A 23,653-nucleotide genomic window follows, 5' to 3' on the forward strand; every position below is an offset into this window, starting at 1 on the left:
TATGGATCGCCCGAATAACGAAGTGCTCGATATCACGCTACCTGAGGCGAAGGAGCGCTCGCTAGCGGGCGTTTTTTTTAAGATCGTAGCTCTGCCGATCGCGGTTTTTGTGGTGTTTTTGCTGGGCTATTTGGGGCTTATCGGGCTGAAGGTAGAAACGCACTCGATCCTGATGCTTGCGGTTTTGCTCATTATTGCACTAATTTTAGCCCGCCACAACGCCGAATACGGCTGCTTAAATTTTCAAAATAATATCGATGATTTCAAGTGCGAGCTGAAAAATTACATTGTCGCCAATCTCTTAAGTATCGGCGGTAAAAAAAAATCAGATGCCAGCTTTGATCTTTTTGTGGACGAATACGGCTACTCGCTGCGTAATCAAAACTACGCTTCCGTCGCGTCGGCAGTCTTTCCGATGCTTGGAATTTTAGGAACTTTCATCTCGATTGCGATTTCGATGCCGCACTTTTCCTCAAGCAATATCGATGGGCTCGAAACCGAGATCGCACAGCTTCTAGGCGGCGTAGGTACGGCGTTTTACGTCTCGATCTATGGAATTTTCTTAGCGCTTTGGTGGATATATTTTGAGAAAAAAGGCATTAGCAAATATGAGCGTCTGCTCATCAAATACAAAAATTCCACTAAAAATTTCTTCTGGAACAAAGACGAGATCACGCAGGGCTATCTGAGTGAAATTTTAAACACTAATTCTGAAATTTCGCGCTCATTTGCGATGATGAGCTCTACGAATTTTACCGAAAGGCTAAACCGCCTAATCGATGAAAAAATCGGCGCTTTTGAAAGCGTGATGGAAGCCGAGAAGCGAAGTATGGCGATTACACAAGAAGAGCTTGAAAAAGCAGGCGAGATGATCCAAAGGACAAATCTCGCTCACGGTGAGTTAGATAAGAGCTTCGCTCAAATTTTATCTGCGCTTAAGTCCGTGTCTGCAAGCCTAATCGAAATTCAAAACGGAATTTCCGCGCAGTATCTAAGCCAGTCTAAGACTTTAACGGACGGGCAAGGCGAGCTGACTAACGTTACGAGTGCATTAAGCGCTCAAATCAAGAGCCTAAATGCTTCCTTGGGCGGGTTTGCGGGCGAAATTTCAAGTTCGCAGAATGCTTACGCCGCTAAAATTGACGCTAGCTTTAAGGGGCTAAGCGCGGATTTGAAGGCACTTTTAGGTGGAGAGGGCGCTGCGCAGACGAGCAACGAAAGCATCATCGAAGAGCTTCGAAAAACGCTTGCAAGCATTGATGAAAAAGCACTTTTAGATGAAAACGAATAACGAAGAAAAAGAGACCTTTTGGATCGCGTACGCCGATTTGATGGCGGGACTGCTTTTTGTTTTCGTGCTTTTAGTAGGCGGCATCATCGTCAAATACTTCCTCACGCAAAGCAACCTGCAAGAGAAAGAAAGCCAAATTTCAAGTGCGCTAGCAAGCCTGCAAAGCCAGGAGAAAAAAAGCGCCGAGCTTGAGGCGCTGAATAAAATTTTTAGCGATCAGCTCGAGAAGCTAAATATCGAAAACACCGACCTTCGCAAGCAAAATTCCATCTATTTCATACAGATCGAAGATCTGACCGAGATGGCGGAGAGGCTGAAAAAAGAGAATTTAGACATAAACTCGCTTCTGCAAAAAGCGCGCGAGGACGCCAACGCTACGATCAGCCAAAACGAGCTTAAAATCGCCTTTTTGCTCGATCAACTCACGCAGAAGGAGAGCGATTTTAATAAAATTTTACAAGACCTCAACGTCACGAAAAACCGCATCCGCAACCTCACCGGAATGAAGGTCAAGATCATCGCCGATCTGAAGGAGAAGCTGGGCGGCAAGATCCGCATCGATAACGAAAGCGGCGCTATGACGCTAAGCTCGTCGATCCTTTTCGACAAAGGCTCAAGCGAGCTGAAAGAGGGCGCCAAAGAGGCGCTCCGCTCGACGCTGCAGAGTTATTTCGCCGCGCTTTTGAATAACGACGAAATTCGCGAAAATTTAGATCAGATCATCATCGAAGGGCACACGGACAGCGACGGCGGATATTTGTACAACCTCGAGCTGTCGCAAAACAGAGCGTTTGCGGTGATGGATTTCATCAACTCATGGAATAAAGATGAGCGGCTGCAAAAATATCTCATCGCTAGTGGTCGTAGCTACACGCAGCCCGTGATGCGCAGAGGCGTCGAGGACAAGGACGCCAGCCGCCGCATCGAGATCAAATTTACCCTTTCAAACAAAGAGGCGATGGAGGAGATCAGGAAATTTTTGCAGTTCGACGCGAACGCTACGAATTAGTAGCTCGCCCTTAACGGCTTGCTCGAAATTTTAGCCCGCAAAAAAGAGGACTTAAAATTTTAAAATTCTTAAAGAATTAACGGCTCATCTGAAATTTCAAGGGCGGCGGAACGTATCCTTTTATTTTGGTGCGAATGTCGTAATTTGGCGCTTGCTAAATTTTACGCAGTACCTACGCAGCATCTGCCGCGACGGAATTGGTTTAAATTTTAAGTCCGCGCATTTTGACGCGCTTTTAGCGCTGCCGCGCGATAATATGGTTTAAATTTAGACCTTTAATTTAAGCCGTAAATTTAAGCAGGCCCACGGGCGGCTTAAAAATTTAAATGAATTAAAAGCCTAGCTCATTTAACTTTTTATATCCGTCGCAACCGACTTGAGATCCTAAATCGCAAGCCTTATTTAAATATTTTTTTGCAGTGTTTGTATCCTGTTTTACGCCTTCACCATAGAAATATGAAATCCCAAGATTATAGCAACCGTCGGCAAATTCCAAGCGACAAGCCTTCGAAAATAGCTCGTTTGCTTTTTTAGAATCTCGCTCTACGCCCTCGCCCGAATAGTATAGGACTCCCATATTGTAGCACCCATTGACTAATCCTAGATCGCAAGCCTTAGAATATAACTCATATGCTTTTTTGTAGTTTTGCTTTGTGCCACTACCATTTTCATATGAATTCCCGAGATTATAGCAGCTTTGGGCAAGCTCTAACTCACAAGCTCTAGAGTATAGTTCATTCGCTTTTTGGTAGCTTTGTTTTACGCCTTCCCCTTTTTCATATAAAATTCCAAGATTATGGCAGCTTTTGCCATGTTTTAAATCGCAAGCTTTCAAATATAGCTCGCTTGCTTTTTTATAATCCTGTTTTGCGCCTTCGCCCGAGGCATATAAAAGCCCGAGATTGTAGCATCCGTCACCTTCTTGCAAATCGCAAGCTTTGGAAAGCATTTCGATCGCTTTTTGATAATCTTGCTTTACTCCCTTGCCTGAGTAGTATAAAACACCCAGATTGCCGCAAGCTATGCTATTTTTTAAGTCGCAGGCCTTAGAATACAGTTCGATCGCTTTTTTATAATCTTGCTCCGCGCCCTTGCCGTATTCGTATGACGCCCCCAAGGTGGTGCAACCCCAGCCGTCGCCCAAACTACAGGCTTTAAAATTTAGCTCCCTTGCTTTCTCATAATCCTGCTTCACACCATCCCCTGAATAGTATGCCATGGCGAGATTTACGCATGCTAAGGTGTTGTTATTATCGCATTCGCTTTGCAACTTGCTTATACCGGGACCCTCTTGTTCTGCCGATGACAAAGCTGTGGCTTCTGCTAGCGATAAAGTCGCCGTGGCGATCAGCGCTAAAAATATCTTTTTCATACATCGCTCCGTTTAAAATTTCGGTTATTTTATTTCATTTTCGCTTAATCTTTTGAAAATCAGCGAGCTGTAAATTTACATCGCCGCGAGCTTAAAGGCGAAATTTAGCAAAAAGCGTTAAAATTCCAAGCATTACAAGGAGCAAAAATGAAAATTTTAAAAAGCACGAACGCAAATTTTAAAGAGGAGTTTGCGAGGTTAATGTGCCGCGGCGAGACGGACATGAGATCGGTAATGCCCGTCGTAAGCGGCATCATCGAAGATATCAGAGCGCGCGGCGATGAGGCGCTAGCCGAACAGATAGAGAAATTTGACAGATGGCGCGTGCAGGGCGATCTGGCTATCACGCAAGAGCAAATGAGCCGTGCCTATGAAGGCTTAACCGCAGAGCTAAAAAACGCGCTTCAGATCGCATACGAGCGCATCTACGCTTATCATGAAAAACAGCTTGAGAGAAGCTGGTTTAGCTTCGATCCAAGCGGCGCGATGCTTGGGCAAAAGATCACGCCCGTGGATCGCGCGGGGCTGTATATCCCGGGCGGCAAGGCGGCGTATCCAAGCTCGCTTCTGATGAACGCTATCCCGGCAATCGTCGCGGGCGTGGAGGATATCAGCGTCTGCACCCCTGCCGTAGGCGGCGTCGTAAACGAGCTACTGCTTGCGGCGATGCATGTGCTGGGGATCAAAAAGGCCTACAAAGTGGGCGGCGCCAGCGCGATCGCGGCGATGGCATACGGCACGCGCACGATCGGCAAGGTCGATGTCATCACGGGCCCCGGGAATATCTTCGTCGCAACCGCTAAAAAGCTCGTGTTCGGCGACGTAAATATCGATATGATCGCGGGTCCTAGCGAAGTGGGCATCATCGCAAACGCTGCGGCAAATCCGCGCAACATCGCCGTGGATCTGCTTAGCCAAGCCGAACACGACGAGATCGCAAGCAGCTTTTTGATAAGCGATGATGAAAAATTCGCCCTCGCCGTTGCAGAGCACATCGAGCGCGAGCTGTCTATGCTTGTGCGTGAGCCGATCGCTCGCGCCAGCGTGCAAAACAAAGGCGCGATCATCATCGCGCGCGATATGAACGAATGCGTGGAGCTGATGAACGAGCTTGCGGTCGAGCACCTTGAGATCGCGACTGAAAACGCCTACGAGCTGCTTCCGCGCATACGCCACGCAGGTGCGATATTTTTGGGTCACTACACGCCCGAAGCGATGGGCGATTACCTCGCAGGCCCTAACCACACGCTGCCGACCGGCGGAAGCGCGCGATTTTTCTCGCCTTTGGGGGTTTATAACTTCATCAAACGAAGCTCGATCATAGCGCTAAATAAACGCGCCATAGACGAGCTTGGGGGCGCGTGCATGGCGCTAGCGGACGCAGAGGGGCTCGGCGCACACAAAAAATCGGTGCAGATCAGATTTGATGAGAAGTGATTTTGCGCTGCAGCCCCAAGAGGCGGCGAGGGCGAAATTTTAAAAAGCACCGGCGGCAGTTGCGAAACCAAGAGCTGAAATTTTAAAATTTAAAGATGAGTTAAATTTTAAAAAATGTAAGCGTCGCGACGAGAGTAAAATTTTAAAATTTCAAAAGCGCTATAAATTTAAAAAAATAGCCGTATTTGATTAAAATTTAAGGCAAATTTACTAAGCGAAATGATATACTTTCGCTGATTTTTTACAAGGAGAGAAAAATGAAAAAATCACTTTTAGTTTTGGCTAGTTTTGGCTTTGCGCTAAGTCTTAGCGCCGCAGATCTTTCAGATAGCTGCAAGGAGTACTTCGCAGATCTTGATAAGATGGTTGATACCTACAAACAAGCTGGTCAAGAGCAGCAGGTCAAGATGTATGAGGATCAAAAAAAGCAGTCTATGGATCAGATCAGCGCACTTCCTAAGGAGCAGCAAGAGGCCACTTGCAAACAAGCTAAAGAGATATTTAAGCAGATGATGGATCAAATGAAACAACAAGGCGCTATGAAATAAATACCTTCGCGGGCACGATGATGCCTTCTTCAGTCGCGGCGATGCGATATCGTCGCGATTAATTCTCTTTAATCTCACATTTTTTTAAAAATTTTTAAATTTTAAAATTTGGATGTTTTATCCTCGCTGCTTTCGGGGCTTGCTAAGAATTTCAGATTTGATATTCAGCTTGTTGCAGGAAGTCAAAACCAATAAAGCGCTCGCGTCGTTAAAATGCTCCGTAAGGCGACGCATCTTAGTGGGACGCTGCGGAGTACCAAAGATTTACGAGCCGTTTTGGCGCGGCTCGAAACAGTGCCTCATCAATATGATGAATTCGAGGCTCGGTCTAAGCGTTATTTTATCGCGATTTGAAATAGCCGGGGATCATAGATAGAGCGAATTCGCGTCTCAGTTTGCAGCTCTGCCTATGAATTTACGGCTTTACGACCAAAAACATCTCGCAAGATCGCCTTGAATTTTAATCCTTAGTAACGATCGTGCCGTTTTGTATTTCGTGCACGCAGACATTTCTGTGCAGCTCTTTATCGCTATCTAAAGTATAGTAGTACGTTGTTACTGTGCAGCGTAAATCGGCGCCGATGACGAACTCCTGCTTGGCGCGCATCGGCGGCTTGCTTTTACCGCAGTGCACGTAATCGGCGTAAATTTCGCGACAATCGCTTATACGAAATGCGTCGTTTAAAAGGCACATAAAAACATATTCGTGCCCGTGCCTGCTATCTTGAAAATCCCTCAGATAAAGCCTTAGCAGAATTGTTTTGGCGCTCTTTCCGGGCAAACGACAAGCTCTTATGTCTTTGATCCTCTTCCAATACGCGCTTAGATCGTCGATTAAAAAGTTCTCCTTTGCGAACGAAAACAGCTCATTTTTATCAAGTAAATTTTTATCGATAGCCGCTAAGGGCGAAATTTCTCCCGGATAGCGAATCGGCAGTTGCGCGATCGGTAGATCGTCGTAGATATTTTTCATGGTCTGGTAAATCTCCGATCGCGTCGCATCGTCTCCCTTGGCCGCGGCATTTTCCATGCCGCATAGCGCAAGTAGACACAGCAAAAATATCCACACCTTCTTCATAGCATTCCCCCTTGTTTCGGTCGTGATCCCTTTTCTCCTAATCATACTGAAAATTTTAAAGCCTTATTAATATGAAGAAAAAAGATTAAAAATCAAAGCGCCGCTTTTACAGCCATCCTTAGCCATCTTTTTCTATTTTGCCCTTGCTTTTGGATTAATTTAATCCGAGTCCTCTTCTTGTGTGAAACGGACGATGCGCGACTATTCGCCTTCCGTAGCCTTTTCGGTGAAGCTAACGATGCGCGGCGCTGCAATGCGCGCATAATCCTGCGCGTTTAGAATGATCGAGTGATCGAGCAAGCCCGCATTGAAAGCGATCTCTTCAAAGCGTCCGAACAGCGACGGATCGGCGATTAGCAGCAGTTTGTCGTGGAAGCTAAACGGAGGCACCGAGCCGATGACGCAGTCCGTGAGATCGCCCACTTCATCGGGACTTACGAGCGATGCTTTCGTGCCGCCGAGCCCCTCTGCCAAGCGCTTTAGATCGGTTTTATGATCTGCTGCGAAGACCGCTAGGACGTAGATCCTGCCGTTTCTGCCCGCGGGTTTGTCGCTAGGAAGCTTCAGCTGCTGCGGTACGTTGGCGCAGATTTGATCGGCGGTTAAAGTTAAATTTGCTGCGCAGGCGCCATTTTCGCAGCCTTGAGCGGTTGCAAGGGCGGAAGCGTTGGGGTTTTGCGCGTTATCGGCGTTTGTTAAATTTAAATTTTGCGTGAAAGAAATTTGCCCGTCCTTAAAGCCCTTGATCGTGCAAACCAGCGCCTTTGCGCCTTGTCCCAGCTGCGTGCCTCGAGCTTTGGCGACTTCCGCGGAGGTGCCCGCGCTTTCGTGAGCTACGACGCGGAAGCGCGCGCCTTGCTGCGTCAAAAACTCTTTTAGGCTTTCAAAAATTCTCTCTGACATTCTCTCTCCTTGTTTTTGCGAAATTATACTGAAATTTTAACCAAACGGCGCATCGATGCCGAAATTCCATTCTTCGCCGTAGAATTTGTCTTGCGTCGTAAAATTTATCTCACCTGCGCGCAAACCCATTGCGCGATGAAAAATCTATTGCGCGGCGGAAATTCCGCCACGCATAAGCTCGGTCCGCCGCGCTTCTTGTGAAATTATTTCATCTTGCGGATTTTAGGCTTTTTGCTCTCTACGAGCTCGTAAATTTTAAGCTCGACCTTAACGTCTTTGGGCGCTAAAATTCTAATTTCGCCCGGAGTGTAGAAAAAAGGCGCTCCAAGCTCATAATAGACCCATTTTTTTTGCTTCTCGGTTTTACACAGCATCAGCGTTTGAGCAAGCTCGTTGCCGCCGCTAAACTCGTAATAAAGCCCGTCCGAGCCCTCTTTTTGCTCTATTTTACCGCCGATCAGATACGCGTCATTGCAGTCGGCTTCGATCTCTTTTGAAAAGACCGCTTCGACCTTAAACTGCTGCGGCGGCATCTTTGACGGCGTTAGCTCAAAGACGTTTAGCTGCTTTTGCGCCTCGCCGCCGAACAAAAACAGCGGCAATAGAAAAAATAAAACGCTTTTTCTCATTTTTTGCTCCTTGAAAAGATATTTTTATTCAAAATTTTAGCAAAATTTTCACTCATTAGTCTGAAATTTCAATCGACTTCGTTTTTGCCTACAATACAGATGATATTTTTTAGCGCCTCCGTCTCTGATTTTAGCGCCTCGCTATCTGTTTTTTGCGCGGCGCTCTTTTTATTCGCTAAATTTTTGCTAGAGCCTTGCGACGATGTCTTTTCCTGCGAGTTTAAAGCTTTGACGACGTCGCGCGAAATTTCGCCCTGAGTCTGCACGGTGGAAATTTTGCCGCTAGCCCCGCCAGTCTTGCCGATCTTGCTGGTGCGACGGCTTAGCACGCTTTTAACGCTTATCTTTTCGCCTGCGTAAAACGCCTCGCAAAGCCCGCCTTGCGCCTCATAGTCGGTTACTTTGACGCCGCTTTCTTGAAATTTGTAAAATTTCACCCGTTTTGCTCTGCGTAGCTCCTCTGCTCCGCCCCATACGTCGCTCTGCGCGTCAAGATCCACAAGCGCGAATGCGCCGTCTGCCGCCTTATACATAGTGCCGAGCCTTATCGGTATGCGTTCGCCGATCTTTTTGGTAAGCACGAAGCCGATCTTTTCGCCATCTTTTGGGCTCTGGCGGAACTGCTTGGAGAAAAACGCCGTGAAAAATGCGACCTCCTTGATCTCGCCGTCGGTGCCTAGGTATCTCGTCCAGCCATCTTCGGGCACGTCGATCTCGGCGACGTCTCGCCCGTCTTTTGCGCCGCATTTTAAGCCCGCGCAGCCGCTAAGCGCTAATGCCGCAAGCGCGGCTAGAAATAGATTTTTCATATTTTCCCTTCAAATAAATTTTGGCTCAAAGCAGGGCGCCCGCCGCGCCTCGGCGCGTAAATTTGCGCAAAATAGGGCGCACTTGCTTGCTTTGCTACTTGGCTTACGCTATCACACTTCAAGGCACGCAAATACGCGCGAGATAATCGGTAGCGCGGAATTTTAATGTCGCTCGGCGCCTTTTGCAAGCGTTCTGCAGCAAATCCGCCCAAAACCTCGGGCGCATAAAGCCTGTATTGCGGCTAAATTTATCAAGCCGACGTTGCCCAGATGCGTAAAAATCGCTGTCCGCTCGCCTCAAACGAGCACTCCTGCCAATCCCAGTCGTTCTCGCCGCCCATTGCAAAATTTTGAGGCTCGCCTGATAGAGCCGTCGCGCTCAAAGCAGCCGTTATTCGCTCTTTCATAAAATCATCGGGCTCGCAGGACTTGAATTTTTCAAATTTTATCTCGTAAAGGGAGGCGAGCCTAAAGTCCGCACGCACGAGCTTGCCGCATTGCTGCGCGAACTCCGCCGCGCTATATTCGTGCTTTGGGGCATAGTACCAAACCTCCAGCTCCTCGATGCTCTCGCCCCTAAATTTTATGGATTTTATCATTCTGACTCCCATTTCGCTCATCGCGGCGATTTTAAATTTCATTGCTTAATTTCACTTGCGCCCATACGGCGCAGGTCTTACGCGCAGGATCAAACTCTTGCTATTCGGCGCAAGCATGCCGTGCGGGCAAATTTTAAATTTAATCCGCCGCGCTTTAAATTTGCACGCCGAAGTCCGCCCGCATCCCCTCTTTGCCTTTCGGCGTAAAATAGCAAACGATGTAGCAGAGTATTCGATCCTTGCAGTCGTATTTGGCTTCGAGACCCTCGATAATGCGCGCAAATTCCTGCGGCGCTCTGCCCTCAAAAGCGCCTCGCAGCTCCTCTGCGGCGATATGTCGCGGGCTAAGGAGCAGATACGCCGCGCCGCCGTCAGCGTCCAAAGCCTTTTCGTTTGAAATTTGAGCGCGTAAGGCGCCTTCATTTAAGCGCTCCTCGCTCGCGACCTCGATAAAAACGTCCGTGCCGAGCAGATAGCTGGTCCGCTCAAACTCGCTTTCGTACTCCCAGCCGTCAAATTTAGCGACAAATTCGCGCACCCGCTCGTCCGCTTCGCAGCCGAACATCATCGCGTCGCTATCTGAAATTTTAACGATATAAGGCTCGTTCATGAGGCTTTCCGAATTTTATTGCGGCCCGCATTTTCCGTAAACCCACTCGCGAGTTTCGTTTAGCTTAAACTCGCCGTCCTTTAGAAAATACTGCTTGCTGCTTTTGATCGCGTTTTTGCCCGCGGCTATGTAGTCGCCGATGAAGCCGCGATCCAGGACGTCGTGCGCTAAAATTTCAGGCTCAAAGACGTTTTGCGTCCTTTGCGTTTCGTGCCATTTGCCGCCCTCATCAGGCTCGCGCAGGATGATCGAGATGTTGTTGCCCGCTTCGTCGTAGTCGTAGATATATTCGTACTGCTTGCCATCGGAGGCCGTGCGATTTTTTATGACGTTGCCACGCGTGTCGTAGCTAAACTCGTTTTCAAACACGACCTCCCAGCGTTGCGATTCCTCGCGCCAAAGTACGGTTTGCTCGCGCAGCGGTCTGCTTTCCTCGGTCTCCTCGTGCACGTTTTTGTAGTACTCCCTCCACTCGTTTTTTGCGGCGTCCCAGCGCGATCTTAGCTCGGTAAAACGCCTATGCTTAGGCTCGATTTTGCGCAAGATCTTTTCATCGCGCCCCCAGGCGCCGTCCTTCCATATAAAATTTATCTCGCTGCGCGTCCCGTCCGCAGCCGTAAAGACGGTACGTTTTGTAAGCGGCACCCATTTGCCGCGCCACGCGTAGCCTTCGGAGCCTGCGTAAACGTCGCCGTTGTAGTGATATATTGATTTTTCGTAGGGCATCCATTTTTTCGCTTTGGCGTTCCATTCATAGGTCGCTACGAAATTGTTTCTGTCGCTTTCATCGACAATCCTTTTTGTAAGGTGCGTCGGCGTCCATCTGCCCTTTTTTAGCGTGAAATTTTGCAAAATTTCCGTTTTGCCCTCGCGCTTTTCGACGGCTTTTTCACCCTCGTATGGCTTGCCGTCTTTTTGCAGACTAAAATAAATTTTCGAGCCATCCTTTGCGATCTCCTGCTTGCTTATCGCCGTTTCACGAAATTTGTTTGTATTTGCGTCCCAGTCATATTCGACATTTTCGATCTCGCGCTCGCCGCTTTCGTCAAATTTGCTAAAACTTTTCGATACGGAGGTTCCCTCTTCGCCGCTCTTTTTGTAGATTTTTTCTAGGCGGCGGGTTTTGGCGTCGTAGTTTTGGCTTACTTCATATTCGTAGCGCGGCACGGCGCCACCCTCTGTTTTGTAGCTCGTCTTTTGCAGACAAATTTTATCCGCCGCCGCATGTTTCGTCGCTGCCTCGCCCGTCTCGGTTGCGCCTGCAGGTATTGCAAGCGCTAATGTCGCCGCCAAAATAAAGCCTGCTAAAACTGCCGCTCGTGCCCTCGAATTTACCGCCGCCCGCACCCTAAAAGCGCCCGCTGAAATAATCGCTCGCGCCTTTAAATTTGGCGCTGCAAAATCTGCCGCGTCCTCGGGCGGAATTTTAAAAAAACCTCTCATGACCGATCCTTTATCTGAATTTTAAATCGCGGGGCTTTCGAGCTCATACACGACGTCCTGTCCGCCCTCCACGCTTAGGATGAAGAGCGACTCGCCCTTGATCGCGATAGCGTGCATATCGCCGACGGCAGGTAGCTCGTAGGCATCCACCGCCCTCATCGTCTCTGCGTCCACGACGAGTAGGGTATTGTAATTTTTGCTAAGCGCTAGAATTTTGCCGTTTTTCACGTCGGCGCCGGTGATGTAGTAGTCGTTTAGATCGCGTCCGTCTTTTAGCTCAAGCCCTGCGCCCGCCTTTAGGACGCTCTCGGCGCTTAGAGTTTGATCGTTTTTATCGACCCTGATGACGACGACTTTTTTTGAAACCTCATTCGGCACCGAGAACATATACATAAACTCGCTTGCGGGGTCGCTTGCGATCGATAGGACGTAGGCCTTTTTTGCCCTGACGGTTAGCACGACGGGGCGATCTCTATACCACGAGGTCTTTAGCCCGCCGCTGCTTTCGCGGAAGGTGTTCCACTCTTTAAATTTATCGATCTCGCCCTGCGGCGCTTTTTCCACCGCCCAAAGGGTCTTGTTAAAAGCGGTCGTGATGAGCTTGCCGTCTGCAAAGGTGCTATCGACGCTGTATCTGATGTCGTATCCGTTCGGTTTGTCTAGGATCGCGCGGTGCGTTATGTTTTGCAGACTGCCGTCTAGAAAATACACCCCCGCAGCCGTCGAGACGACCGCGAACTCATCGCTTGTGGCGTCGTATGCGAGCCCGCCCGCGTTTCCTTGACCGAAGATCCCGGTCGCTTTAAACGCAAGCGGTTTTTTGCTTTTGATCTTAAGGGCGGGTTTTAAATTTTTCACGGCGCCGTCGTTTGGATTTTCGTTAAATTTAAACGCTCCTTCCTCTAAAGCGCCGGCGATGTGCGGCATCTGCACTTTGTTTTTGCCCGTAAGCGAAAATGGCCTTTGCAGCCTCGTCCAAATTTGAGCGGTCCATTTATCGCTCGCTTGAGCTAGATTTAAGCTTATCCTTTCGGGCTCGCCTTTGCCGCTAAAAGGCGGAACGCCCGTGGAGAAGAAGGCCTGGAAGGCGTTTGAGACGATGACGGCAAACGAGATCGCGACGATCGCGGTCGTGTATGCGCTAAAGGGGTTGAAGCTTTCGCTTTGCTCGTCTAGGTTTTGTACTTTCGGCGCAAAAAGCAGCATCACGGGCATTACCAAAACGACGGCCCAGTACACGAATGCGCCCCACGTGTAGGTGTGCGCGCCGAAGATAGCGTCGCCAAAGCCCATCCCCACGTCCCACGCAAAGCCGTCGAGCGAGGTGTGGCGGATACTCATAAAAAGCCCGTATGCCGCGCAGATGAAGACCGCCGAGACGTATTTGATTTTAGCTCCGTAGCGCAAGATGAAGATGCCTAAAACGCCGATTAAGATCATGCCGATGCGCTCGAACCAGCATAGCGTGCAGGGGCTTTCGCCTACGACGTATCCGAGGTAGATGTTTGCGATGCCTACGGGGATGGCAAGGATCAGTAAAACCGCCGTGGTCATCAGTAGGTTAAATCTCTTTTGCATAGCGCCCTCCTAATAGCTTCCGAAGGGCAGCACGGAGGTGAAGCTCGCGATAAAATACATCGCAAAGCATAGTGCTGCGCCGAGCACGAAGAGCCTAAAGGCAACCTTTTCTTTCGCGGGCTTTCGCCACACTAGCCATACGGCAGCCGCTAGCAAAACAAGGATCAGTAGTTCCATGCCGTTCTCCTTATCGTGAAAATAGTTATTGAATGGTAATGCAGCTAGGATAAAATTTTACTTAAATTTTAATATTGCCTATGAAAATTTATATATTTTTGTAGCGATACGTATTTTGAAACTATATATCAACGGATAAAAAATGATCGATTAAGATAAATTTGAGCCGTGATGCGTGAGGCGTGAAGCGATCGATCACCCTGGACTTAGCTGCTCCGCGATCTTATATTCGGTATAAAATTTTAAAATTTTGATGATTTCGCCGCTTTGACTGCGGCCTTAAAGAAGGGGCGCGGCGAGAACTATCTTTGCGAAGCGACGGGGAGTATCTTTAGCGAAGCGGCAGCGGGTATTTTGGCGATGCGGCAGGACATCTTTAGCGGCGAAAAGAGAAAAGGCACCATCGTCGTAGAGCGCCGAGCCAATTTAAGCCAAGCCGTAAAATTTAAAAGATTAGAACAGTCGCCTGCGCAAGAGTGAATTTAAAAATTTAACGCGCGCTATTTTTGGCATTGGGCGGCGTGAAATTTCATCGCGCCTCTTTGCCGCTAATTTGCGATTTCATTCGCTACCGCTTTATATCCTCGCTCGAAAAAGCTCTCTCACCTTCGTAAATTTTCTCATAGCGACTTAGTTTGCCATCTTTGAAATAGCCGATGAAATAGGTTGCCGATCTTTCGGCCTGCTCTTGCGAAATTTCATCGTAGAGGCGGGCGGGCTCCTTTGATTTTTGTTTGTGCAGGCACGAACAGCTGCGAAAATAGCGCCTTTTGATTTTAAAATTTTGCGCCTCGTCGCCTTGCTCGTCTGCGCGCTTTGTTGCGCTTATTTCGCTACTTTGCTTGCCTGCGGGCGTCCGATCATCTCTCCCGCCGCCTTGCATCGTTTGTTTTTGCTCGCTCGCCGCGCCGCGGTCTTGCGCCGCTACGACGCCGAAACAGATACTCGCTGAAATTAAAGCCGAAATAGCCGTTCTTGTCGCTTTGGGTAAAACCATTTTCATCCTCTCCTTTTGCCGCCGCTGCGTGCGGACCTGCTGCGGCGTAGGATTTAAATTTTAAAATTTACGCGGCGCACGAAACATCCGCGCCGTTAAATTTAACTGTAAAGCTCGTGTGACGCCGTGCTAGCTAAATTTAATCGCGGCACTCGCATAAATACCGCTATGCCGCTAAATTTAAACGCAAAGCTCGCGCGAATATTGCTACGTCCGCTAAATTTAACCGCAGTACGCGTACAAGATCGCGCAGGTAAAATTTAGCCGCGAAATTTTACCTGTGCATCTTCAAACGCTACTTTATCTTTTTATATTTCCACGTCTGCTCCGTTATGAGCTCGGGTTTGCCGTCTTTAAGCTCAAATTCCTTAAAGCTCGTTATCGCGTAAATGCTAGGCATCTCAAACATCATGAGCGCGGCTCCGTATCCCACGCTATCAGCCGGGATTGCGGTATCGTAAGTAGCCTCCGAGCGCCCGGTATGCACCCATTTACCGCTCGCGTCAAGCTTGTAGATATCCATCGCGGTATTGCTGCCGCGCTCGTCGTAGCTATAGACGTATTTGCCGCTACTGGAATTTGATTCGTAGCTTTGCTCGAGTAGTCGCTCGCCCGATTTGTCGTAAATTTCGCCGTTTGAGTAGCTTTTGACCCAATCTTTAAGCTGCTCATCCCACAGATAAGAGGTCATATTAAGATCCGCGCCCTTCTTGATAGCGGTCTGTTTGCTCATATTATCCCACGCGCCCTTCTCGTCGTTCCAGATGAAGCTCGTAACGATCTCCTCGCCCTTCGCGGCATCAAGCTCGTGCTTACTCATCGTCGCGTTTTGCCACGCGCCGTCCTCAAAGGTGCTGCGGATCTGCTCGTAGCTGCCGTTTCGATCGCCATTAAGCATCTCTCGCTCGCTGTTTTGCCACGCGCCGTTTGCAAACTCGTAGCTCACGTATCCGCTCATCTCTCCTGAGCCGTCGTAGAAAATTTCGGTCTTATCTTTGGGCTGCCAGCTCTTGCCGTCCCATTTGAAGCTTATCGTAAGCTCCTCCTTATCCCACGCGTTTTTTACGGATCTGTTCATGCTCTCTTTTTGCCATTTGCCCTTTGTGAGCTTATATCGCACATCCTGCGTCGCGTTACCGTCGTAGCTGGAGACGGTTTTGCTCGCATTGCGCGTGCCGTCATCCGCTATCGAATTGCTCTCGCGCGTCGTGACGCCGTCTTTGACGCTTTCCGTGTAGTCTTCTATTTTTTTCCACTTGCCGCTTTTAAGATCGAGGTTAAATACTTCAAATTTAACCATATCCCCCTTTTCGTCAAAGTAGCTGATCTCTTTGTAGCTAGAGCCTAGGCCGTCCGAGGAGTTCGTATCTCTTATCTGCTCCAGCTTGCGCGCCGCCGCATCGTAGCTTAGATGCGTGCTCTGCTTGCGATCTCCGAGAGAGCTGTAGCTCATACTTTGCACCATATACTCATACTCCTTGGCAAACGCCGCCGCACAGAGCAGCGCAAGTATCGTAGCGAGCTTTTTCATCCTCTCTCCTTGGAAAAAATTTTGATAATTATATAACGTTCGTATATAAAAACGGATAAAATTTCGCCGCGCGGCTAAATTTGAAAAACTTCGATTTCTAGGCGGTAGCGGTGAAATTTTACGTCGCCAAACTGCTGGAATTTTAGTAATATTTTGATCTGATTTTGCGTTAGTTGTCGATAGAATTTATGCGAAATAGAATTGCGTGCGAGCTTCTGCTAAATTTTAAACAGATCTAGGCTGATTTATATCAAAGCTTCACTGCATGCCGTTAGTGATAAAATTCTACGTAATAAAATTTTAAATTCACGCGCAGATCCGTTTGAGGAGATAAAAATGCAATACTAAATTTTTGGCAGCTCAAAATTTCAAATAATGCCGATTTTTCAAAAGTGCCGCTGGTTAGGCGATACTAATCGCAGAAGCGCTTATCCGCGTTATTTGCTTTGCGCTTGGCTAGGAAGTCCGCCTTTTTAGCGGGGTCTGCGAAAAACTCGTCCTGCCTAAGTAGCGCGGCGTCCATTTTGTCCTCGGCTGCCTTGAGCGCGGCGGCGCGATCTGCGAAGCGAGACGGAAATTTCTCATCAAATATCGCTTTATACGGGTGCGCCTTGACCCAGTCCCTAGCGCGTGCCGCCGCATCGCGCTGTTTAGCGAGATCGCAGAATGCGTATGGATTTACCACGTTGCCGACGAGCTGTAAAAACGCCGCATTCGCGGACTCGGTCTCACGAAACATCTCGTCCTTGATGTCGATGACGCGAGCGAAGGTTAGGAATCGATTTTTGCCCGCGTAGAACCAAAACACTGCGTCGTCCTTAAGGCCTAGATCATAAGCGCGTGCAGCGACCGTCATCAGCGTGGTCGGAGCGATCATATCCGGGGCGTCTTCGATGATTTTGATCGCTTTTTTTAGGCTCGGCACGTCGTTTTTCATCAACATATCGTCGATCGGCTCGTAAACGTGCACGTATTCGGGCTTACCCTCCTTAGCCGAATAAAACGGCGAAACATAGATGTCGATCGAAGTGATTTTTTCCACCTTATCCCCACTCTCGCCTTGGGCGCTCAAAGTCGCAGCCGCCGCCGCACACAGCAGCAGTGAACGAAATTTTTTCATGGTCTCTCCTTCGGTTAAATTTTGTAAATTTGCTTCGTAATTATACCTTGAAATTTTAAGAGCGTGAGCTTGATTTTTAACGAATATATTTTTGCGGAATTTTAATTTTTGCGGCGGCTCTATTTTCTTTTGATTCGGCTTTACCGCGACGCTTTACGCGGCTAAATTTAGACGCCGTTAGCTGCTAAATTTACATTTCAATTTAGCTCGCTCACGCAAATTTTATAAATTTTGGCGCCTTTTAAAAGAGCTAAATATTCGCCGTTCCCGTACGAGCCGCAGCCCTCATTTTTGTTATTTTTCGAGCCGTCTGCGCCGAGAAAATTTAGGCTGATTTTTCTGTCGAATTCTAGCGTTTCGCCTTTAAATTTAAACAAAAACAGCTCATCTTTGTCGTTATCAGCCGGGCAAAACAGCACGCTTCGCTCATCCAGCGCGAAGTCGCGGCTCGCAAAAATATAATCGCTCTTTGAAAATTCTAGCTCGCACGTTTCGATAGCCGCGGAGCCTGGTTTATAAGAACTGATTTTTGGAGTACACGCCGTGGCTTGCCCGTCCTTGATACGCACGAAATCAAAGCTACTGCAATAGTGCGCGTAGCACGCGCCGCCAAATAGATTTATCGCGTAGCAGTCGTGAATCCGGCTGAGGTCAAATCCATAGAGCTTTTCGCCCGCCTCGTTCCAAACGGCGAGTTCGCACTCGTCTCCGCCGAAGTTGCCGAAGAGCCCGTCGCCAAAATATGAAACGTAGAGCCGCCCGCCCTGCGCTATGATCTTTGCTATGCCATCGTCCACGCAAATTTTGCCCGTCTGGACGCCCAGCTCATCGATAAATTTTAAATTTTCCTCGCCGCGTTTTAGCTTCTCATCGTAGCGCGAGCGAGCGTTTAGCAGCGCCCAACGGTTTGGAAAATCCACGGGCACGGCGAAGCGGTAGCCGTTTTCGTCCGCGTCGGTTTTTATCTCGCGCAGCCGCCCATTTTGCATAAATTTTATGACGTATTCGCCCGTATCCTCGCATAGAAAATATATCTCGCCGCGCTCGGTGATGCCGATGCTGACGAGCTCTCGCGCCTCTTTCGGCGTTAGTTCGTAGCAAGGGGTTAAATTTAACCGCGATTCTTTGATTTTAATGGACTTTGACATTTTGATTTTTTAAATTTTATCCTTGAGACCCGTTTCTGCCGCGTCGCGGTAGAAATCTATCTGATCTTTTTTGATGATGCGGATGTAGTCGGTGCTGCCGGGATGTCCGCTTTGAAAGCCCGCCGTCATCACGTAGGTGCCGCCTTCCTCGATGAGCCCGCGCTGCATAGCCTCGTTTATGATTTGCGCGAGCAGCGAGTTGATGCTCGTTTTTTCCTTGACCATCGCGGGATTTACGCCCCACACGAGACTTAGCGCGTGCGCGGTCTGCTCGTCGTGTGCGATTGCGATGATGTCGATTTTGGCGCGGTTGCGTGCGAGTTTGATCGCCGAGCGCCCCGAGCCCGTGATCGAAAGTATCGCGCCTGCGCCCAGCCTTGCGGCGAGCGCTGCTGTGCTTGAAGTGATCATATCGGTCTCGTCGTAGAAGTCGTAATCGTTAAATTTATCGTAAGGATAGATCTTTTCGGTCTCGCGGATCGTCTCGCTCATCGCGGCGACCACGGCTGCGGGGTTTTTGCCGATGGCGCTTTCCTCGCTTAGCATCACGGCGTCGGTGCCGTCGAGTACGGCGTTTGCGACGTCGCTGATCTCGGCTCTGGTGGCGCGCTCGTGCTCGGTCATGCTAAGCATCATCTGCGTGGCGGTTATGACAGGCTTTGAGCGGGCGTTGGCTAACGTTATGATGCGCTTTTGGATGCGCGGGATCTCATAAAACGGCATTTCGATGCCCAGATCTCCGCGCGCGACCATTATGCCGTCGCTTGCTTCGATGATCTGCTCTATATTTTCGACCGCGTCGAATTTCTCGATCTTGGCGTAAATTTTAGCTTTTGAGCCCAGCGAGTTTAAAATTTCGCGCACGCGCAGGATGTCGTTTTGAGACTGCACGAAGGAGATGCCTACGAAATTTACGCCGTGCGCCGCGCCCCAGCGCAGATCCTCGAGGTCCTTTTGCGTGATGACGTCGATATTTAGGCGGGTATTTGGGAAGTTCACCCCCTTATTCGAGCTTAAAAAGCCGTCGTTTTCGAGCACTGCTTGCACGCCTTGCTCGCTTACCGCGACTACCTTGGCGCGGATCGAGCCGTCGTAGAGGTAGATAAACTCGCCCACCTTCATTAACGGCAAAATTTCTGGGTGGTTGATACACAGCTCGTATTCGCTCGGGGCGGTCTTTTTGCCGATGATTTCGCGAGGAAGGAAGGTGATTTTATCGCCCGTTTTTAGTTTGAAATTTTCCTCGAGTTTGCCGACGCGGATCTTTGGGCCGCTGATGTCCTGAAAGACGCCTATGCGTACGCCAAGGCTCTTTTCTACGGCGCGAATTTTGTTTAAATTTGCCTCGTGATACTCGTGCGTGCCGTGGCTGAAGTTCATCCTAAAGGCATTGCAGCCCGCCTTTACCATCGCGCTCATCATCTCTTCACTGTCGCTTGCGGGCCCGATGGTCGCTAAAATTTTGGTTTTTTTAAGCATCTTTTCTCCTTTAAATTTAAAATTTATCGCCGCATTAGGCGAAATTTTACGCAAAATTTTGAAATTTCTAAATTTTAAAATTCGCTAGACAAAGGAATTTTAAAATTTTATGGTGCGCAAGAATTTTAGAATTCTACGGCATGGTGAAATTTTAAAATTTCATAGCTTGCAGCGCAGGTTAAATTCTAAAAATTCGCGTTTGAATGAAATTTTAAAACTCTCTATATATGTGAAGCACGAGCAAAATTCTAAAATCCTCGCCGAAGTAAAATTTTAAAATTCTTGCCCGAGCGAAATTTAAAAATTCCTCTTTATCGCATCATTTCCGCATCAAATTTTGCATCATCAAAGCTCGCTCCTAAATATTCGCAGGCACTTTTTGCGTCGCGAAGTGCGTTGCCTAAGCAGCTCGTAGCGCCGGGGCTTGGGGTCATATTAAAGATAATCCCCGGATTTTCGCCTATTCTAGCTTCGCCTAAAATCAGCTTTTTTTGCGAGTGTGAGATTACTTGCGGGCGCACGCCGCCAAAGCCCTTGGCATAATAAATATCCTCCTCGCGGATGCTAGGTATGATCTTGCGCGCATTTTTGACGAAAAGCTTTTTACCTAAAATCGGTATCTCAAAGCCTATATTGCGGATTAAGAAATCCCTTACCTCGCTATCGCCAAAATTTTGCCAAATGACCTTAGCTACGTCCATGTCAAAATTTAATGATTGAAAAAATTCCGGCACCGAACGACAGCCCTTGTAGCGTTCAAGCTTTGGTAACGTAAGTGCGGTAGGGCCAAATCTCGTGCAGCCGTCCGCCAAAAGATCGGGGTCGCCGTGAAGCGCGGCAAATGGAAGCTTTGGGTTTTGCACCATGTAAACCTTGCCGTTTAGAAGCTTTTGCTTGGTTAGATAGAAGCTGCCGGCGATGCAAATCGTGCTAAGATCCTGCCCCAGCCCCATTTTGTGCGCTAGCCACAGCGAGTGGGCGCCCGCATCTACGACTACAAAATCGGCGCTTAGCGAGAGTCTATTTGCGGTGCGGATATAGAACTTATCGCCTACTTTAGTGATGTTTTGCACCTCGGTGTTGAGGTACAGATCGCAGGTTTTGCCCTCCACGTTTTTAGCGTTTTGCACGAAGGAATTCGCCATCGCGCCATAATCGATCGTCGTGTAAACTCCCGATTGCACACCCATTGCTACGATATCCTCCGCTCGCTCCTCTCCGCGCCCGTCAAAAACTAGCTTGGGCTCGATTTTTTTGAGCTCTTCCTTGTCGAAAAGCTGCAAATACGGATAAAGCTCTTTAAATTTCTCAAAGCGCTCTTTAATTAGCCCTACCTCGCTTTCGCCCACGCCAAGAGCCATTTTCTGCCCTTGAAATAAAAATTTATTCTCATATCCGTGCTTTTGGCAATACTTCACGATCATATCCGCCTTGCGCTTGACTTCGGTCGCTTTTTGCAGATCGTAGTTGGTCTCGATGTCGCCGCAATGAATCGTCTGAGAGTTTGCGCTGGCTTTAGAATTTAGCGTCGCAAGCCCTTCGTATTTTTCAAGTAGAGCGATATTTTTGATCCCGCTAAATTCTGCCAGCACGTATGCTAGCGCACTGCCCGTGATACCGCCGCCTATGATGATTACTTCGTAATGTTTTTCTTGCATGCCCTTTCCTTATCGAATTTGGCTGCAATTGTGCGAAAATTTCGCTTAAAAGCTAGTTATAAAAGCGTGAATTTAGATGATTTTATATAAAATTCGCACCATTTCATTTTGGGAGTAGTATATGAAAAAATCGATTCTTGTCGGATTAAGTTTGATTATAGCCACGTCGCTGTGGGGCGCGGATAAGAAAATTTATCGCCTTAAGCTAGCTCAGACTTACGAGCTTAGTATGCCTATCGTAGGCGATGTCGCCAAGCGGATGGCAGATCTTGCAGATAGTATGTCTGATGGCAGACTAAAAATCAGCATCGACGCGCCTAGCAAACATAAAGCACCTTTTGCGATCTATGATATGGTCAAAAACGGACAATACGATTTAGGCTATACTGCGAGCTACTATTATAAAGGCAAAAATAGCGCGAATATGCTGTTTACGACGGTGCCTTTTGGTATGACGAAAGACGAGCAACATGCTTGGTATTACTTCGGCGGGGGTAAGGAGCTAGCGGATAAATTCTATGCTAAAAGCAATCTAAAGGTCTTTAATATCCTAAATAGCGGCATGCAGATGGGCGGTTGGTTTAAAAAAGAGATTAATACGTTAGACGATCTAAAAGGGCTTAAATTTAGAATTCCAAGCTTTGGCGGGGAGGTTATGAGCCGCCTTGGCGTCGCAGTCGCTACGATACCGGTAGGTGAGCTATATATGGCGCTAGAGATGGGTACTATCGATGCGGTCGAGTGGGCAAGTCCTAGCTTTGATATACCTCTAGGCTTTCATAAAGTCGCAAATTACTATTATACGGGATGGCAAGAACCCGCTAGCGAGCAGCAGATCGTGATAAATCTACAAACTTGGCAGAAGCTTCCTAAGGACTTGCAAAATATCCTAGAGGCTTCGATCGCTAAGGCGCGCGAATACGCAGAAAACGAGACGTTTTATAAAAACGTAATAATTTGGGACGAGATCAAAAAGAAATATCCGAACGTTCAGATTCGCTCTTTTTCACCTGAGATTATGCGTGCGCTTCGCAAGGCGACGGATGAAATTTTAGCCGAAGAAAGCGAGAAAAACCCCGATTTCAAAGAGATTTGGGAGAGCCAAAAGGCGTTTTTAGCTAAAGCTAGAACATGGACGAAGATGGGCGATTTTACATATATCGAAAAAACGGGCGACGTTGAAGCCGAGCAGAATTTCACTGCTTCGGTGAAAAAAATCTCTGTTCCTGAGCCTGTAAATAACGCAGCCAGCGAGATAAATGCAAGCACTGCCGCACCAAAAAATGAGGATAATCAGACGAAATAGTGCTTCGCTTTTTAGCTGCGTTTTTATGCCGCGCGGCTAAACTAAGCGCCAGATAAAGGCGTATGCGGCTTAAATTTGATCGGCAATTTTAGGCAATTTAGGCGAGGCGCGGGTGATTAAAATGCAGGTGATTTACTTATTGCAGCTGCGTAGCTCGGAGTATCTTTAAAATTTTAATTTATGAAAGCGGCGATGAAATTTTATCGCTGCTTTAGCATTTAAGTTAAGGCGCGTAATTCGAATCACTGCGTTTAAAGCCTAGTTTAAAAGCCGCTCGGTCGCCGCCGTACAAGGCTAAAATTTTATCAAGCTCCAAGCCTCCTCTTTTTTGCTTTATTCTTTTATCTTTTGCGTTATTTAAGCTCGATATTCCGCCGTGCTTGCTTGCGGGTGACATTGAGCGAGAGAGAATTTAATCTTGCTTTTTCATTTCGCGTAGTTAGTGGAGGAGCTTTGGCGAAGCGTGCCAATCTGAGATTTTAAATTAGTAGCGTTCATAAATTCCATATTTTAAAATTTCAGCGCTTTTATCTTGCAAATGCCGCTTTTAAATGAAATTTGCTTCGGGTTTTCTTTCTATTATAAAAGCGGCAAACTTCAAATAAAATGCAAAATTTTAAAATTTACACGCTTAAATATCATAAGTAAGGAGAATTTAAAATTTTTTCCTTCGGAGATTAAGTAAAAAGCGCGTTAGAAAAAATTTTATAGGTCAAATTTCATTTTAAGCGATTGTAAATTTAAAAGCTTGCGTGAAAATTTTTTTAAAGCCTGCTCTAGTTAGAATTTATCACTAAACTAGACGGGCTCAGCCTTGGAATTTCAGCGCGCCAATTTTAAAATTTTGCGCGAGTTAGGCTTAAAATTTTAAAATTCGATTCTACCTGCGAAAACTCTTAAATTCCGCGGCTTAGAATTTTGATGGAGAATT

The 23,653-nt window shown here is 47.8% G+C and carries 23 protein-coding genes; 7 read left to right on the top strand and 16 right to left on the bottom strand.

The features are described 5' to 3' along the window. The first annotated feature begins 1 nt into the window (after position 1). Together QZ367_RS01840 and QZ367_RS01845 are read left to right on the top strand one after the other, a co-directional pair. The gene (locus QZ367_RS01840; protein WP_291936545.1) at positions 2-1,291 is read left to right on the top strand and encodes a MotA/TolQ/ExbB proton channel family protein; all 1,290 of its coding nucleotides are present in this window, start codon (positions 2-4) and stop codon (positions 1,289-1,291) included. Beyond that, positions 1,278-2,300, top strand: coding sequence for an OmpA family protein (locus QZ367_RS01845; protein WP_291936548.1), 1,023 nt, complete (start codon positions 1,278-1,280; stop codon positions 2,298-2,300). Before QZ367_RS01840 ends, QZ367_RS01845 begins: the two co-directional genes overlap by 14 nt. A gap of 331 nt (positions 2,301-2,631) precedes the next feature. Here the strand turns inward: QZ367_RS01845 and QZ367_RS01850 are convergent, their stop codons facing one another. Next, positions 2,632-3,672 (bottom strand): SEL1-like repeat protein, encoded by a 1,041-nt coding sequence (locus QZ367_RS01850; RefSeq protein ID WP_291936550.1) that lies wholly within the window; start codon positions 3,670-3,672, stop codon positions 2,632-2,634. Between the two features lie 147 nt (positions 3,673-3,819). Between QZ367_RS01850 and hisD the strand changes: the two genes are divergently transcribed. Next, positions 3,820-5,109 (top strand): histidinol dehydrogenase, encoded by a 1,290-nt coding sequence (gene hisD, locus QZ367_RS01855; protein ID WP_291936553.1) that lies wholly within the window; start codon positions 3,820-3,822, stop codon positions 5,107-5,109. Between the two features lie 257 nt (positions 5,110-5,366). After that, positions 5,367-5,657 carry a DUF5339 domain-containing protein gene (locus QZ367_RS01860; RefSeq protein WP_291936556.1) on the top strand — a complete coding sequence of 97 codons (291 nt, stop codon included), beginning with the start codon at positions 5,367-5,369 and terminating at the stop codon, positions 5,655-5,657. Positions 5,658-6,117: 460 nt separating this feature from the next. On the opposite strand, the gene QZ367_RS01865 is transcribed toward QZ367_RS01860, so the two are convergent. From QZ367_RS01865 to QZ367_RS01905, 9 genes are all read right to left on the bottom strand, one after another. Further along, complete coding sequence (locus QZ367_RS01865) at positions 6,118-6,735, bottom strand: hypothetical protein (RefSeq protein WP_291936558.1); 618 nt, start codon at positions 6,733-6,735, stop codon at positions 6,118-6,120. A 201-nt stretch (positions 6,736-6,936) separates the two neighbouring features. Then, positions 6,937-7,638, bottom strand: a complete 702-nt coding sequence (locus QZ367_RS01870) for a YbaK/EbsC family protein (RefSeq protein ID WP_291936561.1) — start codon at positions 7,636-7,638, stop codon at positions 6,937-6,939. 203 nt (positions 7,639-7,841) lie between these two features. Continuing rightward, positions 7,842-8,267, bottom strand: a complete 426-nt coding sequence (locus tag QZ367_RS01875) for an ecotin family protein (RefSeq protein WP_291936564.1) — start codon at positions 8,265-8,267, stop codon at positions 7,842-7,844. 68 nt (positions 8,268-8,335) lie between these two features. Beyond that, positions 8,336-9,076: a hypothetical protein gene (locus tag QZ367_RS01880; RefSeq protein ID WP_291936567.1), complete on the bottom strand. Its 741-nt coding sequence runs from the start codon at positions 9,074-9,076 to the stop codon at positions 8,336-8,338. A gap of 251 nt (positions 9,077-9,327) precedes the next feature. Continuing rightward, on the bottom strand, positions 9,328-9,675 hold the full coding sequence (locus tag QZ367_RS01885; RefSeq protein ID WP_291936570.1) for a hypothetical protein: 348 nt from the start codon (positions 9,673-9,675) through the stop codon (positions 9,328-9,330). 154 nt (positions 9,676-9,829) lie between these two features. Beyond that, positions 9,830-10,285 carry a hypothetical protein gene (locus QZ367_RS01890; RefSeq protein ID WP_291936571.1) on the bottom strand — a complete coding sequence of 152 codons (456 nt, stop codon included), beginning with the start codon at positions 10,283-10,285 and terminating at the stop codon, positions 9,830-9,832. A gap of 15 nt (positions 10,286-10,300) precedes the next feature. Beyond that, positions 10,301-11,728, bottom strand: coding sequence for a hypothetical protein (locus QZ367_RS01895; protein WP_291936574.1), 1,428 nt, complete (start codon positions 11,726-11,728; stop codon positions 10,301-10,303). 21 nt (positions 11,729-11,749) lie between these two features. Then, on the bottom strand, positions 11,750-13,306 hold the full coding sequence (locus QZ367_RS01900) for a disulfide bond formation protein B (protein ID WP_291936577.1): 1,557 nt from the start codon (positions 13,304-13,306) through the stop codon (positions 11,750-11,752). Between the two features lie 9 nt (positions 13,307-13,315). After that, positions 13,316-13,483 (bottom strand): hypothetical protein, encoded by a 168-nt coding sequence (locus QZ367_RS01905; RefSeq protein WP_291936580.1) that lies wholly within the window; start codon positions 13,481-13,483, stop codon positions 13,316-13,318. A 267-nt stretch (positions 13,484-13,750) separates the two neighbouring features. On the opposite strand from QZ367_RS01905, the gene QZ367_RS01910 reads away from it, so the two are divergent. Then, a complete protein-coding gene (locus QZ367_RS01910) occupies positions 13,751-13,963 on the top strand; it encodes a hypothetical protein (RefSeq protein ID WP_291936583.1) in 213 nt (70 codons plus the stop codon). 88 nt (positions 13,964-14,051) lie between these two features. On the opposite strand, the gene QZ367_RS01915 is transcribed toward QZ367_RS01910, so the two are convergent. The 5 genes from QZ367_RS01915 to pyk form a co-directional block, all read right to left on the bottom strand. Beyond that, on the bottom strand, positions 14,052-14,486 hold the full coding sequence (locus QZ367_RS01915; RefSeq protein ID WP_291936585.1) for a hypothetical protein: 435 nt from the start codon (positions 14,484-14,486) through the stop codon (positions 14,052-14,054). 289 nt (positions 14,487-14,775) lie between these two features. Further along, the gene (locus QZ367_RS01920; RefSeq protein WP_291936590.1) at positions 14,776-16,011 is read right to left on the bottom strand and encodes a hypothetical protein; all 1,236 of its coding nucleotides are present in this window, start codon (positions 16,009-16,011) and stop codon (positions 14,776-14,778) included. Between the two features lie 412 nt (positions 16,012-16,423). Then, positions 16,424-17,131: a cytochrome-c oxidase gene (locus tag QZ367_RS01925; protein ID WP_291936593.1), complete on the bottom strand. Its 708-nt coding sequence runs from the start codon at positions 17,129-17,131 to the stop codon at positions 16,424-16,426. Between the two features lie 197 nt (positions 17,132-17,328). Then, entirely contained in the window at positions 17,329-18,279 is a 951-nt protein-coding gene (locus QZ367_RS01930) for a hypothetical protein (RefSeq protein ID WP_291936596.1), read from the bottom strand. Positions 18,280-18,288: 9 nt separating this feature from the next. Continuing rightward, on the bottom strand, positions 18,289-19,758 hold the full coding sequence (pyk, locus tag QZ367_RS01935) for a pyruvate kinase (protein WP_291936599.1): 1,470 nt from the start codon (positions 19,756-19,758) through the stop codon (positions 18,289-18,291). Positions 19,759-19,867: 109 nt separating this feature from the next. On the opposite strand from pyk, the gene QZ367_RS01940 reads away from it, so the two are divergent. Next, complete coding sequence (locus tag QZ367_RS01940) at positions 19,868-20,035, top strand: hypothetical protein (protein WP_291936602.1); 168 nt, start codon at positions 19,868-19,870, stop codon at positions 20,033-20,035. A 34-nt stretch (positions 20,036-20,069) separates the two neighbouring features. On the opposite strand, the gene QZ367_RS01945 is transcribed toward QZ367_RS01940, so the two are convergent. Further along, complete coding sequence (locus tag QZ367_RS01945) at positions 20,070-21,416, bottom strand: FAD-dependent oxidoreductase (protein WP_291936604.1); 1,347 nt, start codon at positions 21,414-21,416, stop codon at positions 20,070-20,072. A 121-nt stretch (positions 21,417-21,537) separates the two neighbouring features. On the opposite strand from QZ367_RS01945, the gene QZ367_RS01950 reads away from it, so the two are divergent. Then, on the top strand, positions 21,538-22,722 hold the full coding sequence (locus QZ367_RS01950) for a TRAP transporter substrate-binding protein (protein WP_291936607.1): 1,185 nt from the start codon (positions 21,538-21,540) through the stop codon (positions 22,720-22,722). Positions 22,723-23,653: the final 931 nt, after the last annotated feature.

The organism is Campylobacter sp., from assembly GCF_019423325.1.
Taxonomy (GTDB): domain Bacteria; phylum Campylobacterota; class Campylobacteria; order Campylobacterales; family Campylobacteraceae; genus Campylobacter_B.